Origin of the sequence: uncultured Dietzia sp. (assembly GCF_937873725.1) — a bacterium.
In the GTDB taxonomy this organism is placed as follows: Bacteria; Actinomycetota; Actinomycetes; order Mycobacteriales; family Mycobacteriaceae; genus Dietzia.
The window spans coordinates 25475-39829 of record NZ_CALMYY010000124.1 but is presented as its reverse complement, the minus strand read 5'-3'; the positions used below and the strand labels follow the sequence as shown (position 1 = coordinate 39829).

The 14355-nt window shown below is 71.4% G+C and carries 11 protein-coding genes; 2 read left to right on the top strand and 9 right to left on the bottom strand.

Annotated features, from left to right (window positions below; genetic code table 11):
- Positions 1 to 16 precede the first annotated feature (16 nt).
- Positions 17 to 1567 carry a succinate CoA transferase gene (locus Q0444_RS13765; protein WP_291084729.1) on the bottom strand — a complete coding sequence of 517 codons (1551 nt, stop codon included), beginning with the start codon at positions 1565 to 1567 and terminating at the stop codon, positions 17 to 19.
- 133 nt (positions 1568 to 1700) lie between these two features.
- On the opposite strand from Q0444_RS13765, the gene Q0444_RS13760 reads away from it, so the two are divergent.
- A complete protein-coding gene (locus tag Q0444_RS13760; protein WP_299023470.1) occupies positions 1701 to 2207 on the top strand; it encodes a MarR family winged helix-turn-helix transcriptional regulator in 507 nt (168 codons plus the stop codon).
- A gap of 116 nt (positions 2208 to 2323) precedes the next feature.
- Here the strand turns inward: Q0444_RS13760 and Q0444_RS13755 are convergent, their stop codons facing one another.
- The 5 genes from Q0444_RS13755 to Q0444_RS13735 form a co-directional block, all read right to left on the bottom strand.
- A complete protein-coding gene (locus tag Q0444_RS13755; RefSeq protein ID WP_299023468.1) occupies positions 2324 to 3757 on the bottom strand; it encodes an MFS transporter in 1434 nt (477 codons plus the stop codon).
- Between the two features lie 183 nt (positions 3758 to 3940).
- Complete coding sequence (locus tag Q0444_RS13750; protein ID WP_291084720.1) at positions 3941 to 4804, bottom strand: LuxR C-terminal-related transcriptional regulator; 864 nt, start codon at positions 4802 to 4804, stop codon at positions 3941 to 3943.
- 25 nt (positions 4805 to 4829) lie between these two features.
- On the bottom strand, positions 4830 to 5714 hold the full coding sequence (gene mmsB, locus Q0444_RS13745; RefSeq protein WP_291084717.1) for a 3-hydroxyisobutyrate dehydrogenase: 885 nt from the start codon (positions 5712 to 5714) through the stop codon (positions 4830 to 4832).
- Between the two features lies 1 nt (position 5715).
- On the bottom strand, positions 5716 to 6879 hold the full coding sequence (locus tag Q0444_RS13740) for an acyl-CoA dehydrogenase family protein (protein WP_291084714.1): 1164 nt from the start codon (positions 6877 to 6879) through the stop codon (positions 5716 to 5718).
- A 25-nt stretch (positions 6880 to 6904) separates the two neighbouring features.
- Positions 6905 to 8431, bottom strand: coding sequence for a CoA-acylating methylmalonate-semialdehyde dehydrogenase (locus Q0444_RS13735; RefSeq protein WP_291084711.1), 1527 nt, complete (start codon positions 8429 to 8431; stop codon positions 6905 to 6907).
- A gap of 211 nt (positions 8432 to 8642) precedes the next feature.
- On the opposite strand from Q0444_RS13735, the gene Q0444_RS13730 reads away from it, so the two are divergent.
- Positions 8643 to 10418 (top strand): AMP-binding protein, encoded by a 1776-nt coding sequence (locus Q0444_RS13730; protein ID WP_291084708.1) that lies wholly within the window; start codon positions 8643 to 8645, stop codon positions 10416 to 10418.
- 49 nt (positions 10419 to 10467) lie between these two features.
- On the opposite strand, the gene Q0444_RS13725 is transcribed toward Q0444_RS13730, so the two are convergent.
- The 3 genes from Q0444_RS13725 to Q0444_RS13715 form a co-directional block, all read right to left on the bottom strand.
- Complete coding sequence (locus Q0444_RS13725) at positions 10468 to 11349, bottom strand: SDR family NAD(P)-dependent oxidoreductase (protein ID WP_291084705.1); 882 nt, start codon at positions 11347 to 11349, stop codon at positions 10468 to 10470.
- Entirely contained in the window at positions 11346 to 13007 is a 1662-nt protein-coding gene (locus Q0444_RS13720; protein ID WP_291084703.1) for an AMP-binding protein, read from the bottom strand. The genes Q0444_RS13725 and Q0444_RS13720 overlap by 4 nt, the downstream gene beginning before the upstream one ends.
- A 62-nt stretch (positions 13008 to 13069) precedes the next feature.
- Positions 13070 to 14353, bottom strand: coding sequence for a hypothetical protein (locus Q0444_RS13715; protein ID WP_299023463.1), 1284 nt, complete (start codon positions 14351 to 14353; stop codon positions 13070 to 13072).
- Positions 14354 to 14355 lie beyond the last annotated feature (2 nt).

Below are 14355 nucleotides of genomic sequence, written 5' to 3'. Positions count from 1 at the left end.
GGGGGGGCGGACACGCCTACCCCAGCATGCTCCCGGTCTCGGCGAGCCGGGTGTGGAACGAGAACGCCTCACCGAGGATATGCGGCGTGTGACCCGCGTCGGGCCGGGCCCGCGCCCGATCGAGGTAGTCGTGCAGGAGCGGCCGGAAGGACGGGTCCGCGCACCGGTCCACGATCACGCCGGACCTCCTGCGGGGGCTCAGCCCACGCAGGTCCGCCAGCCCGTGTTCGGTGACGATCACCTGCACGTCGTGCTCGGTGTGGTCGACGTGCGGGACCATCGGCACGATCGCCGAGATCGAGCCGTTCCTGGCCGTGGACGGGCTGAGGAACATCGACACGTAGGCGTTGCGGGTGAAGTCCCCCGAGCCGCCGATGCCGTTCATGATCCGGGTACCGCCCACGTGGGTCGAGTTGACGTTGCCGTAGACGTCGGCCTCGAGCATGCCGTTCATGCCGATGACGCCCAGACGCCGGACGATCTCGGGATGGTTGCTGATCTCCTGGGGACGCAGGGTGATGTGACGGCGGTAGAGGTCGATGTTGCCGACCAGCTCGACCAGCCCCTGCCCCGACAGGGCGAGCGAGGTGGCCGAGGCGTGCGCGACCTTGCCCTCCCTGATGAGCCGGAGCATCGAGTCCTGGATGACCTCCGAGTAGCACGTGAGCTCGGAGAACGGCCCCGCCGCGAGGCCTGCGAGGACGGCGTTGGCGACGTTTCCGATTCCGGCCTGGAGGGGCAGCAGGCTCCCCTCCGGCAGGCGGCCGCGCGCGACCTCGTGTCGGAAGAAGTCCACCACGTGGCCGGCGATGGCCTCGCTGACCGCGTCCGGGGCGGCCAGCGCGCTCTCGGAGTCCCGTTGGTCGGTCGGGACCACCGCGATGACCTTGGCCGGGTCCACCTCGAGGTGGGCCTGTCCGATGCGGTCGTCGGGGCGGGTGAGCATGATCGGCCGGCGGTCCGGCGGCAGGGCCGTCCCGTAGTAGACGTCGTGCATGCCCTCCACCCCGAGCGGGACCCACGAGTTGACCTCGAGGATCACCTTGTCCGCCACGTCGAGCCAGGTCTTGTTGTTGCCCACCGACATCGACGGCACGAGCCTGCCGTCCTCGGTGATGGCCGCGACCTCGACCACCGCGACGTCCACGTCCCCGTAGTAGCCCTCCCACACCTGCTGGGCCACGTGTGACAGGTGGATGTCCACGTAGTCCACGGAACCGGAGTTGATCTTCCGCCGCGCGGTGGGCTCGCTCTGGTACGGCATCCGCAACGCCACCCCGTCGACCTCGGCGAGGACGGCTTCCGCCTCGTTGGCCACGGAGGCACCGGTGAGCAGGTTGACGCTCATCCTCCCGCCCGCCGCCCGGATCGCCCGGATGCGGTCCGCGAGGGCGGGGGCGAAGGCCTTGGGGGTGCCGGCGCTGGCGAAGCCGCTGATCGCGACGGTGTCGCCGTCCCCGATCTGCGCGACCGCCGTGGCGGCATCGGTGACGAGGCTCCGGAAGTGGTCGTGCCGGATCCTGGAGGGATCGTAGGACGGTCCCGTCCGGTGGTCAGAGCTGGTCATCATCCGAGCCTATCGCCGAGGCGGGATCGCCACGCATCGACGCCCCGGGGGCGGCTCAGGACGCCTGGCCTGTGGGGATAGACTCGGCACACCACCAGTCCGCCGCGCCAGCCGCGTCCTCCAGGAGTGAGCCGTGCCCCCCAGGACCGCCCCGATCCCCGACCGCATCGACCAGGCCCGCGCCAACTGGGAGCGCGAGGGCTGGGCCGATGCCGCCCGGGGGATGACGGTGGTGACCTCGGTGATGCGCGCGCACCAGATCCTGCTCGCCCGGGTGGAGGAGACCCTGCGGCCGTGGAACCTGTCCTTCCCCCGCTACGAACTCCTGCGGCTGCTGGCGTTCTCCCGCTCCGGCTCGCTGCCGATCACCAAGGCCTCCGAGCGGCTCCAGGTCCACGTCACGAGCGTCACCAGCGCCATGAAGCGTCTCCTCGACGCCGGGTTGGTGGAACGTCGCCCGCATCCCACCGACGGCCGCACGACCCTCGTGGAGATCACCGAGCAGGGCAGGCGGGTCGTGGCCGAGGCCACGGCGGCCCTCAACGCCGGGGTCTTCGCCGATCCGGGGATGGACCAGTACGAGCAGATCGCCCTGATCGACGCCATCTCCTCGCTGCGCCACTCCGCCGGCGACTTCTGACCGCTCCCGCGGCACCGACGACACCGCGCCCGGCCCCCTCTCGGGTGGGGCCGGGCGCGGCTGCTCGTGGGCGACGATCGAGTGGAGATCGACGCGGGTTGCGGGTCAGTCGGCCGTCACGGGACCTCGGTGGCGAGGGTCCGGTCCACGACCACCTCGGCGTCGGCGTGGATGACGTTCTTGCTCGACTCCGTCATGATGAGCACGCACATCATCGACATCGCCGACAGCAGCGAGAGCATGATGCCCACTCCGAGCGTGTTCCCGTTGGCGACCATCGCGGCGGCGGCCAGCGGCGGCAGCGCGCCGCCGAGGATGCCGGCGAGGTTGTAGCCGAGACCGGCGCCGGTGTACCGGTAGCGGGCCTGGAACAGCTCGGGCAGCAGCGCGCCGGCCGGGCCGTAGGCGATGCCGAAGATGATGAGGGTCACCAGGAGGACCACGGCGAAGGCGATCGGCGAACCGGTGTCGAGGATCGGGAAGACGAACAGCGCCCAGACCACGGCCAGCCCGACCGAGGTGCCGATGACCTTCTTACGGCCGATCCGGTCCGAGTACATGGCGGACAGCGCGATCGCGGCGCCGAAGACCAGGGCGGCGATCATGCCCATGCCGAGGACGAACGGCCGCGTGTGCTCCAGGTTCTTGGTGGCGTAGTTGGTGAGGAACGACGTGCCCATGTAGAAGAGGGAGAACAGCGAGGTGAGCGCGCCACCGGCGATGAGGATCTCCTTCCACTGGTATCGGATGGCGTCCGCGAACGGCAGGGTCGTGGGGGCGGTCTCCTGGGCCGCGCGCTCGCGGTCCTGCTTGAAGACCGGGGTCTCCTCGACGCTGATGCGGATCCACAGGCCGATGAGGACGAGCACGGCGGAGAGCAGGAACGGGATGCGCCAGCCGTACTGCATGAACGAGCTGTCCGCGGCGGAGCTGTCACCGGCGACCAGGGAGAAGGCGAGGAACGTGCCGGAGGAGAGGAAGAACGCGAAGGCAACGCCAAGCTGCGGCCACATGGCCATCATCCCGCGCTTGCCCTCCGGTGCGTACTCCGCGGTGAGCAGCGTCGCGCCGGCCCACTCGCCGCCGACGGCGAAGCCCTGGAAGAACCGACACACGACGAGCAGGGTCGGGGCCCAGATGCCGATCCCGCCCTCGAACATCCCGAACGCCCCGGTGCCGTACCCGGGCAGCAGACCGATGAAGACGGTGGCGATGCCCATGATCATGAGCGTCCACACCAGCGTGCGCTTGCGGCCGATCCGGTCGCCGAAGTGGCCGAAGATCGCCGCGCCGACGGGCCGGGCGAAGAACGCCACCGCGAACGTCGCGAACGACGAGAGGGTCGCGGCCGAGGCGTCCTGGCCCGGGAAGAACAGCGTGGGGAACACCAGCGCGGCCGCGGTGCCGTAGATGAAGAAGTCGTACCACTCGATGGTGGTGCCGATGGAGGACGCCGCGGCGACCTTCTTCAGAGAGGTCTTAGGCGAGGCCGCGGACGGGATCGGCGGCTGCGGCGCCGAGCCCCCGGGCTCGATGTTCGTGGTGGTCAAGACGACTCCAGTCTCGTGGGGTGCCGGGCGGTGGTGCTGTCCGGCGCAACGGTTGATTCCCGACGCACGACGTCGATTGGACCGAACAGTATGTGATGGCAGACACACCCGATACACCCGAAAGTGGATGGGGGTGAGCTGGGACACAAATCGTCAGCCGTCGCGCACCCGCCACAGACGGGGTCAGGGCAGGACGCCGAGCAACCGCGCCCGGGCCACGGACTCCATCCGCGACCTCGTCCCCAACTTGGTGCCGATGTTGCGCAGGTACGCCTTGATGGTCTCGGGCGAGAGCGACAGCCTCGCCCCCACCTCGGCGTTGGAGCAGCCGAGCGCCACCTGGGCGAGGACGTCGATCTCCCGCGGCGAGAGCACCACCCGGGCGGGCACCGGCGACTCGCCGGACGCCGGGGACCGGCCCACGCCGGCCAGCGCGGACCCGGCCGCCAGGAGCCTGTCCCGCAGGGCGGGGTCGCCGAGTTCCGCGGCGATCGCCCGCAGCTCCCCGTGGAGGACCCGGAGCTGCTCGCGGTCCGCCGTCTCCAGTCCCCCGCCCTGCTCGGCCACGGCGAGGTCCGCCATCCGGAGCCGACGATCCACCTCGTCGCGGACCTGGAACTCCGCCGCGAGTTCCGCGGCGACGGAGGTGAACGTCTTGGCCACCTGGTCACCGAGCTGGGTGGCGACGCGGGCCGAGCCGTAGAGGATCGTCCGCGCCACCCCCGACACCATGACGGGCACCGAGATGATCGCCCGCAGCCCCTCGCGCTCCACCGCGTCGGCGTAGTCGCGGGTGATGCCCGAGCACTCCTCGTAGTCCCGCACGGTCGCGGGGCGGCCGGTCGCCATGACGTGACCGCCCAGGCCCCGGCCCTTGGCCACGGCGAGCCCCTGCATGGAGTCCGTCCGGGCTCCGATGAACCGGGTCAGCCGGGCGGTCTCACCGTCGGCCTCACCCGCGAAGACCATCGGGACCCCGGTGTCGTTCCGGGCTCTGCGCAGGGCGCTGAGGACGGCGTCGGAATCCTTGGGTCGGAGGGTGTGCATGGCGGTCTCCCGAGAGTGGAGTGGGTCAGCCCCGCGAGGAGTCGCGGATACTGGTGATGATGGCACTGAAGTCCCTGCCGCCGTTGTCCTTCGCGAACTCGTCGTACAGGGCCGCCGCCGCGGCGCCGAGCGGGGCGACGGTGCCGGTGCTCTCCAGGGCCGAGAGCGCGAGCCCGAGGTCCTTGTTCATGAGAGCGGTGGCGAAGCCCGGCGTGAAGTCGTTGTTCGCCGGCGACGTGGGGACGGGGCCGGGGACCGGGCAGTTGGTGTGGAGCGCCCAACTGTTGCCGGTGGCACCGGTGACCACGTCGAACAGGGCCTGGTGCTCGAGGCCCAGCCGCTCGGCGAGCACGAACGCCTCGCCGATCGCGATCTGGTGGACCGCCAGGACCATGTTGTTGCAGACCTTGGCGGCCTGGCCGGCGCCCGGTCCGCCGCAGTGGATGATCTTGCCCGCCATGGGCTCGAGAACGGGCTGCGCGGCGGCGAACGCCTGGTCCTCCCCGCCGACCATGAACGCCAGCGTCCCGGCCGTGGCGCCCTTGACGCCGCCCGAGACGGGGGCGTCGACCTGGAGCATCCCCGCCGCCACCGCCGTGGCGTGGACGGCCCGGGCGTCCTCGACCGAGATGGTGGAGGAGTCGATGAACAGCGTCCCCTCCCCCGCCACGCCGAGCACCTGCTCGTAGGTCGAGGTCACCAGCGCGCCGTTGGGCAGCATCGTGATGACCACACCCGCCCCGCGGACCGCCTCGGCGGGCGAGTCGCACACGGTGATCCCGGCGGTCCGGGCCGCGTCCTGCGCCGCCTCGACCGGGTCGAAGCCGCGGACGTCGTGCCCGGCGCCCACCAGGTTGGCGGCCATGGGCCCGCCCATGTTGCCGAGTCCCAGAAAAGCAATGGTGGTCATCTCACGCTCCCAGTCCGCGCGCGGCGACGGCCCGGCCGACGACCACGCGCATGATCTCATTCGTCCCCTCCAGGATGCGGTGCACCCGGAGATCCCGCACGATCTTCTCTATTCCGTATTCGGCCAGGTACCCGTACCCGCCGAACAGCTGCAGCGCCCTGTCCGCGACGTCGTAGCAGCGGTCGGTGACGAAGAGCTTGGCCATGGCGCACTGCTCCACGTGGTCCGGCTCCTTGGCGTCCAGCGACGCCGCGGCCCGCCACAGCATGAGGCGGCTCGCCTCCAGCTCGGTGGCCATCTCCGCGAGCGTGAACCGGATGGTGGGCTCGTCGATCAGGGCACCGCCGAACGCCTCCCTGTCGCGCAGGTGGGCCACGGCCCGGGAGTACGCGTTCTGGGCACCGCCGAGCGAACAGGCGGCGATGTTGATCCGCCCGCCGTTGAGGCCCCGCATGGCGATGGTGAACCCGAGCCCCTCGCCGCCGGTGTCCGCGCCGCCGATGAGATTGGCCGCCGGGACCCGCACCCCCTCCATGATCACCTGCGCGGTGGGCTGGGCGTTCCACCCCATCTTCTGCTCGTTCGGGCCGAAGCTCAGGCCCTCGGAGTCCGCGGGCACGATGAACGCCGAGATCCCCTTGGGGCCGGCGTCACCGGTGCGGGCCATCACCACGTAGACGTCCGACTGACCGCCGCCCGAGATGAACTGCTTGGTGCCGGTGAGGACGTACTCGTCCCCCTCACGCACGGCCTTCGTCCGCAGCGCCGCCGCATCCGATCCGGCACCCGGCTCGGTGAGGCAGTAGCTGGCGAAGTGCTCCAGGGTCGCGAGCCTCGGGATCCACCGGTGCCGCTGCTCGTCGGTGCCGAACTCGTCGATCATCCACGCGCACATGTTGTGGATCGACAGGTAGGCGGCCACGGCCGGACACCCCCGCGCCAGCTGCTCGAAGATCCGGACCCCGTCCAGCCGACGCATGCCGCTGCCGCCGACGTCCTCCGAGACGTAGATGGCGCCCATGCCCATCTCCGCGGCCTCGCGCAGGACGTCCTTGGGGAAGTGATGGGTCTCGTCCCACTCCTGGGCCTTGGGCGCGATCCGCTTGACCGCGAAGTCGCGGGCGGTGTCGACGATGACCTTGTCGTCGTCATCAAGGGTGAACATGGTGTGCCTCTCCTACGGTGTCCGGTCAGTCCATCGTGGGGATGACGAACTCGGCGCCGTCCTTGATGCCGGAGGGCCAGCGCTGCGTGACCGTCTTGACCTTGGAGTAGAACTTGATCGACTCCGGGCCGTGCTGGTTGAGGTCGCCGAAGCCGGACTTCTTCCAGCCGCCGAAGGTGTGGTACGCGATCGGCACCGGGATCGGCACGTTGACGCCGACCATGCCCACCTCGACGCGGGAGACGAACTCGCGGGCGGCGTCGCCGTCGCGGGTGAAGATGGCCACGCCGTTGCCGTACTCGTGGTCGTTCGGCAGCCGCAGGGCGTCCTCGAAGTCGGTGGCGTGGACCACCACGAGGACGGGCCCGAAGATCTCGTCGGTGTAGACGCTCATGTCCGGGGTGACCTTGTCCATCAGCGTGGGGCCGACGTAGTAGCCCCCGGAGATGTCCTCGCCGTTGAAGCTGTCCGTGTAGGCGCCCACGCCGCGACCGTCGACGAGGAGGTCCGCACCGGCCTTCTCGCCCTGGTCGATGTAGTCCAGCACGCGGGCCTTGGACTCGGGGGTCACCAGCGGGCCGTAGTCGGACTGCGGGTCGTGGCTGTGGCCCACCTTGAGGGCCTTGACCTTGGGCAGGAGCTTCTCGAGCAGCTTCTCGGCCGTGCCCTCGCCGACCGGGACGGCCACCGAGATCGCCATGCAGCGCTCACCGGCCGAGCCGAAACCGGCCCCGACCAGGGCGTCAGCGACCTGGTCCATGTCCGCGTCCGGCATGATGATCGCGTGGTTCTTGGCGCCGCCGAAGCACTGGGCGCGCTTGCCGTTCTTGGCCGCGGTCTCGTAGATGTACTGCGCGATGGGCGTCGAGCCGACAAAGCCGACGGCGCGGATCGTGTCGCTGTGCAGGATGGCGTCCACCGCCTCCTTGTCACCGTGCACGACCTGGAAGATGCCGTCCGGCAGGCCCGCCTCGGTGAAGAGCTCGGCCAGGCGCACCGGCACCGAGGGATCGCGCTCGGAGGGCTTGAGGACGAAGGCGTTGCCGCACGCGATGGCGGGGCCGGCCTTCCACAGCGGGATCATGGCCGGGAAGTTGAACGGGGTGATGCCGGCGACCACGCCCAGGGGCTGGCGCATGGAGTAGACGTCGACGCCGGTGCCGGCGTTCTCGGTGAACTCGCCCTTGAGCAGGTGCGGGATGCCGATCGCGAACTCCACCACCTCGAGGCCGCGCTGGATGTCGCCCTTCGCGTCCGGGGTGGTCTTGCCGTGCTCGATCGCGAGCAGCTCGGCCAGCTCGTCCATGTTCTGGTTGACCAGGTCCACGAAGCGCATGAGCACGCGGGCGCGCTTCTGCGGGTTCTGCGCGGCCCAGGCCTTCTGCGCGGCGGCGGCCTTGGCGATCACGGCGTCCACCTCGGCGGCGGAGGCCAGCGGCACCACGGCCTGCGCCGTGCCCGTGCTCGGGTTGAGCACCTCCTGGGTGCGCCCGCCCGTCGCGGCGACCCGCTTTCCGTTGATGAAGTGCTCGATCTGCCTGAGGTCCGACATGGACTTCCCTTCGTTGTAGGGGCCACGGTCCTGGGATGACCGCGTGCCACCGCTCCCGTGATGGCCATCACCCTATACTTGCAACTCCTAGTAATCCAGGCCCGGCGCCGGGTCCGCCCCCCGTCCATCCCCTTTCGGGTGTACCGCGCCCCCCCGCGCTCCCCATACTGTGAGCTGACTCACTCTGCCCCGCCCGCTGTCAGGAGACTCCATGGCCCCGCTCGACACCGACGCCACCACCCGGTTCCGCACCGCTCGCGACTTCCTCCAGGCCAACGCCGGGGACTACGCCGCCGCGCGGGCCGGGTTCGCGTGGCCGGAGCTCGACGAGTGGAACTGGGCGCTGAACTGGTTCGACGTCCAGGCCGAGGGCAACCCCGACCCCGCGCTGTGGATCGTCGAGGAGAACGACGGCGGCGAGGCCCCGACCGAGGCCAGGTACTCGTTCGACGAGATGCGGATCCGCTCCGACCGGACCGCCAACTGGCTGCGCGACCACGGAGTCGGCCCCGGGGACCGGATCCTGCTCATGCTGGCCAACCAGGTCGAGTTGTGGGACGTGATGCTGGCGGTGATCAAGCTCGGCGCCGTGGTCATCCCCGCCACCACGCTGCTGGCCGAGGGCGACCTCCGCGACCGCATCGCCCGCGGCGGGATCAGGCACGTCATCGCCCGCGCCGAGCTCACCGGGCGCTTCGCCACGATCTCGGGCGACTACCAGCGGATCTCCGTCGGCGGAGCCGCGCAGGCGACAACCGTCGGCGGAGCCGCGCAGTCGACGACCGTCGGCGGAGCCGCGGACGGCTGGACGGACCTCGCGGCGGCCATGGACGCCTCCCCCGACTTCGAGCCGAGCCACACCACCCGCGCCGACGACACGCTGCTGCTCTACTTCACCTCCGGGACCACCAGCAAGCCCAAGCTCGTCGAGCACACGCACGCGTCCTACCCGGCGGGTCACCTGTCGACCATGTACTGGATCGGTCTCCAGCCGGGCGACATCCACCTCAACGTGTCGTCCCCCGGGTGGGCCAAGCACGCCTGGTCCAACGTGTTCGCGCCGTGGATCGCCGGCTCCTGCGTGTTCCTCTACAACTACTCGCGCTTCGACGCCACGGCGATGATGCGCGAGATGGACCGCTGCGGGGTGACCAGCCTGTGCTGCCCGCCCACCGTGTGGCGGATGCTCATCCAGGCCGACCTCACCCAGCTCCGGACCCCGCCCCGCCTGGCGGTGGGCGCCGGCGAGCCGCTCAACCCCGAGGTGATCGGCCGGGTCCGCAACGCGTGGGGCGTGACGATCCGCGACGGCTTCGGCCAGACCGAGACCACCGTGCAGATCGCCAACACCCCCGGCCAACCCATCAAGGACGGCTCGATGGGCCGCCCCTGCCCCGGATTCGACGTGGCCCTGGTCGATCCGGCCACCGGGCAGGAGGTCACCGGCGACGGGGCCGAGGGCGAGATCTGCCTGCGGTTGGACCCCCGCCCGCTCGGACTGATGGTCGGCTACCACGGCGACGCCGAGCGCACGGACGCCGCCTACGCCGACGGTTTCTACCACACCGGCGACGTGGGCTCGCGGGACTCCGAGGGCTACATCACCTACGTCGGCCGGACCGACGACGTGTTCAAGTCCTCCGACTACCGGATCTCGCCGTTCGAGCTGGAATCGGTGCTGCTGGAACACCCGGCGGTCGCCGAGGCGGCGGTCGTGCCCTCCCCCGATCCGGTGCGGCTGAGCGTGCCCAAGGCGTTCATCGTCCTGGCCGGCGGGTGGGAGCCGACGGAGGAGACGGCACGCCAGATCTTCGAGTACTCGCGCACGCACCTGGCCGGGTACAAGCGGGTCCGGCGGATCCAGTTCACCGACCTGCCCAAGACCATCTCGGGCAAGATCCGCCGCGTGGAACTGCGCCGGGGCGAGTCCGCGAACGGCCCGTCCGTGGACTTCCCCGGCGAGTTCCGCGAGGAGGCGCTGCGCTGAGGGCGTTCAGAGCCCTCCGCCGGGTGGACCGTGGCCCTGAGGCCCGCGGTCACCGGCCGGACCGCACCATCCCGTCGATCTCCTCGGGGGTCCACGGCGGGCTCGCGTGGAAGTCGCGGTAGGCCAGGATCTGCGCGTCCGGCGCCGGGAAGCGCCCGATGAACCCGCCGGATCCGGCGAAGACCCCGCCGGTGACGCCGTCCGCGAGGTCGGAGACGAGATAGGTGTAGAGGGGTGCCACGTACTCGGGCCCCGCGGGGTCCAGCGCGCCGGCCACGGTCAGCTCGTCGAGCATCCCCCTGCGCCCCAGCTCGCGGATCTGCTCGTCGTAGTCGGGGCCACTCGACAACCTGGTCCGCGCGCCGGGGCACACGACGTTGGCGCGCACCCCGTGCTCGGCGAGCTCGGCGGCGATCGCCAGGGTGAGCGAGGTGACCGCGCCCTTGCCCGCGGGGTATCCGGTGCCGCCGTAGTCGCCCTTCCACGCGAACGACGACGTGGTGACGATCGCCCCCGCCCCGGCGGCCGCGAAGTGCGGCGCGAAGACGCGGCAGGTGGCGAACACGGACCCGAGGTGGGCGTCCATGAGGTCGGCGAACTCCTCGTGGGACACGGTGAGGATCGACGAGCCCGCGGGCTCGGCCACCCCGGCGCACGTGATGAGGCCGGCCACCTCCGAGCCGCCGGCCGCCGCCGCCTCGAGCAGGGCCTCGGCGACCGCGGGTTGGTGGGCCGATCCGGGGATCCCCACGACCCGCCCGTCGGATCGGGCGGAGAGCTCGGCGACCCGGCGCTCCAGCGCCCGCTCGTCGCGCCCGTTGAGCACCACGTCCGCCCCACGGGCGGCCAGGTCGCCGGCGACGGCCGCGCCGATGCCGCGGGAGGACCCGGTGACGGCAAAGGCCCGGCCGTCGAGCCGCAGGCCCGTCACGCGGTGGCGCGCCGGTCGTGGTCGGGCGACCTGTCCGCGACCAGGCGGCGCGCCCACCCGTAGTCGGTCTTGCTGCTGGGGTGCCGCTCGACCTCGTCGACCACCCAGTACGCCACGGGGATCTTGAAGCCGGCCAGGTGCCCGCGCAGGGCGGTGCCCACCGCCTCGAGGTGACCCGCGCCCCCGTCGGCGGGGTACCCGTCCGCCCACTGGACCACCGCGCCGACACGGTGCCCGAAGCGCTCGTCGGGGACCCCCAGGACCACGGCGTCCTCGATCCCGTCCACGGCCTTGAGCGCGGCCTCGACCTCCTCGGCGAAGATCTTCTCGCCACCGGAGTTGATGACCTGGCTGGCCCGGCCGAGCATGATGATCGTGTCCGGGCCGTCATAGCGCCCGCGGTCGCCGGTGAACACCCGCCGGCTCCCGGCGATCTCCCGGAAGGTCTCGGCGGTCTTGGCCTCGTCCTTGTAGTAGCCGCCGGGCTGGTACCCGCTCTTGACGATCCACCCGATCTCGCCGGAGTCGTCGGGCAGGGGGTCGTCGAGGTCGTCCACCAGCTGGAGGGTGGTGCCGCGCGGGATCCGGGGTCCGTGGTCGGCGAACAGGGAGCCGTCGTCGAGGTTCGCCTTGGTCACCACGCCCAGTCCGCCGAAGCCGCTCTCGGAGGAGCCGAAGGCGTCCATGATCATGAGGTCGGGCCGCAGCCCCAGCAGGTCCGCCTTGACCGAGGGCGAGAACAACGCGGCCCCGGACGAGATCATGAACATGCTCGAGGTGTCGGCACCGGTCTGCCGCATCCGCTCCACCAGCGGCCGGACCATGGCGTCGCCGGCCACCACCGCCACCTGGATCCGCTCGCTCCGGATCTCCTCCAGCGCCTCGTCCGCCCTGAAGTGCGGGAGGTAGTGCATCGTTCCGCCGGCGAACAGCCCGGTGAAGCTCGGCATGATGCCCGAGGTGTGGATGAGCGGGAGCAGGATGAGGTAGCGCAGGGGGTCGCCGCCGAGGCCGGACCGGGACTGGTGGTACTCGTCGGGCACCGGCTCGCCGGTGGTGTAGTCGGAGCCGCCACCGAGGCTCCGCCACAGGTCCTCCTGGCGCCACATCACGCCCTTGGGTTTGCCCGTGGTCCCGCCGGTGAAGACCAGGTAGAGGTCGTCGGCGCTGCGCTCCACCGCCGGTCGCTCGGCGGAGGCGGCGTCGAGGATCCCCCGCGCCTCGAGGGTCCCCTCCGGCAGCGGGTCGACGCCGGAGCCGTCCTCCACCACGATGGTGTGCCGGAGGGCGTCGAGCCCCCGCACGGCGTCGGTCACCGCCGCGCCGAACTCGCGGTGGAAGACCAGGACGCTGGTGTCCGAGTAGTCGTAGAGGTAGCGCAGTTCCGGCCCCGAGTAGCGGTAGTTGATGCTCACGGTCACCGCCCGGAGCTTGAGCACGCCCAGGATGAGCGCCATGCAGTCGACGCCGTTGCGCAGGTGCACGCCCACGTGGTCGCCGGCCCCCACCCCGAGCGAGGACAGCGCGTCGGCCCAGCGGTTGGCCTCGGCCTCGAGGTCGGCGTAGGTGAGCCGGCGCTCGTCCTCCACCACGGCGAGTCGGTCGTCGCCGTAGACGTCGGCGGCGTGTTCGAAGAGGTCGGCCAGGTTGTGTGCCATGCGGTGTCCTCCGGGACGGGGCTCGATCGATCCCGGTCGGGTCGATCTCGGACGGGCTGCTGTCAGACCGGGGTGATGGGCAGCGGGGTGCGGGTGGGGCCGAAGGTGAACGCCGCGCCGGTGCTGATCCGGGTCACGGCCACCTCGTCGGACTCCCTCGCCGGCTCGTCGCCCAGGCGCAGCACCGCCTCCACCCCGGAGCCGTCGGAGGGGACGCGTTCCACGGTCCAGCGCGGGTCGACGGCCTGCGCCGCCGCGGCCAGCGGACGCAACCCGTCCCGGGCGAGCAGCGGGAGCCAGGTGTCGTCGGCGAAGCCGTCCGCGCGCGTGTCCCACCTGACGGCGAGCGACGCGCCGTCCGCCGAGACCTCCGAGGAGAAGCCGGTGTACGCGGCGGGTCCCGCCAGGGGGTGCACGGCGAGGACCCTCTCGAGCCCGCGCGCGCCGCCGTCCGCACCGAGCGCGTCCCGGAGCCGCCCGGCGGCGACGCCGGCGATGCCGGTGGCCTGGTAGGCCAGCAGGCGATCGGCCGTCTCGGCGTCCGAGCGCCGCCGCACCGACTGGTGGAAGCCCACCGCGAGGAGGTGCATCTGGAGGTAGACCTCGCGCAGGATCCGGATGAGCGCGGCCGAGGTGAAGTCCGAGAACACCAGGTCGGTCAGCAGGGGGCCGGCGTAGTCGTCGAGCGCCCCCTGGCCAGCGGTGTCACCGGGGGCGGGCGGGGCGAAGCGGAAGCCGATGAGCCGGCTCGACGCCGCCTCGACCGCCGGGCCCGGGAGCGTGGCCGGCTCGGCGTCGGGGTCGATCCGCACCGTCCAGTGACAGTGCGGGGTCCGGCCCTCGGGACTGCGCGGTGGGCGGTGGATCGGCTCGACCACCGCGCGCGGGTTGGTGGCCAGCGCGGTGGCGGGGAAGGTGGGGTCCTCGATGTCGTGACACATCGTGGTCACCAGCCGGTCCCCCATGGGCTCGACGTCCATGAGCGCGCCGCAGTGGTCCAGCCAGAACTCGCCGTGGTCGTGGTCGGTCACCCCGTACCGGAAATCCATGAACTCCGGCGGCGCGCCCACGTCCAGCTGGAAGCCCTTGAATATCTCGGCCACACCGTCGCCGGTGATCCCCAGCGCCGTCTTCATGCGTCGGGTGTAGTGCGGGCTCGCCGCCTGCCATTCCTCGATCGCGACGTCCCGCATCCCGTCCACGCCGAACTCCCCGAGCAGGGCGGGCATCCCGGCGCGGTCGATGAGCTGGCCGATGAGCAGCAGTTCGGGCACCAGGCGGGCGAGGGTGGCGTGACCGAGGGAGTCGAGTGGATCGCGGGACCCGGTCGGGCCGGCGGCGGGCACCG

What these genes read in the sequence shown, in the direction of transcription:
- Q0444_RS13765 (WP_291084729.1), bottom strand. Translation starts at nt 1,567, where the DNA reads ATGACCAGCTCTGACCACCGGACGGGACCGTCCTACGATCCCTCCAGG.
- Q0444_RS13750 (WP_291084720.1), bottom strand. Translation starts at nt 4,804, where the DNA reads ATGCACACCCTCCGACCCAAGGATTCCGACGCCGTCCTCAGCGCCCTG.
- mmsB (WP_291084717.1), bottom strand. Translation starts at nt 5,714, where the DNA reads ATGACCACCATTGCTTTTCTGGGACTCGGCAACATGGGCGGGCCCATG.
- Q0444_RS13740 (WP_291084714.1), bottom strand. Translation starts at nt 6,879, where the DNA reads ATGTTCACCCTTGATGACGACGACAAGGTCATCGTCGACACCGCCCGC.
- Q0444_RS13735 (WP_291084711.1), bottom strand. Translation starts at nt 8,431, where the DNA reads ATGTCGGACCTCAGGCAGATCGAGCACTTCATCAACGGAAAGCGGGTC.
- Q0444_RS13730 (WP_291084708.1), top strand. Translation starts at nt 8,643, where the DNA reads ATGGCCCCGCTCGACACCGACGCCACCACCCGGTTCCGCACCGCTCGC.
- Q0444_RS13720 (WP_291084703.1), bottom strand. Translation starts at nt 13,007, where the DNA reads ATGGCACACAACCTGGCCGACCTCTTCGAACACGCCGCCGACGTCTAC.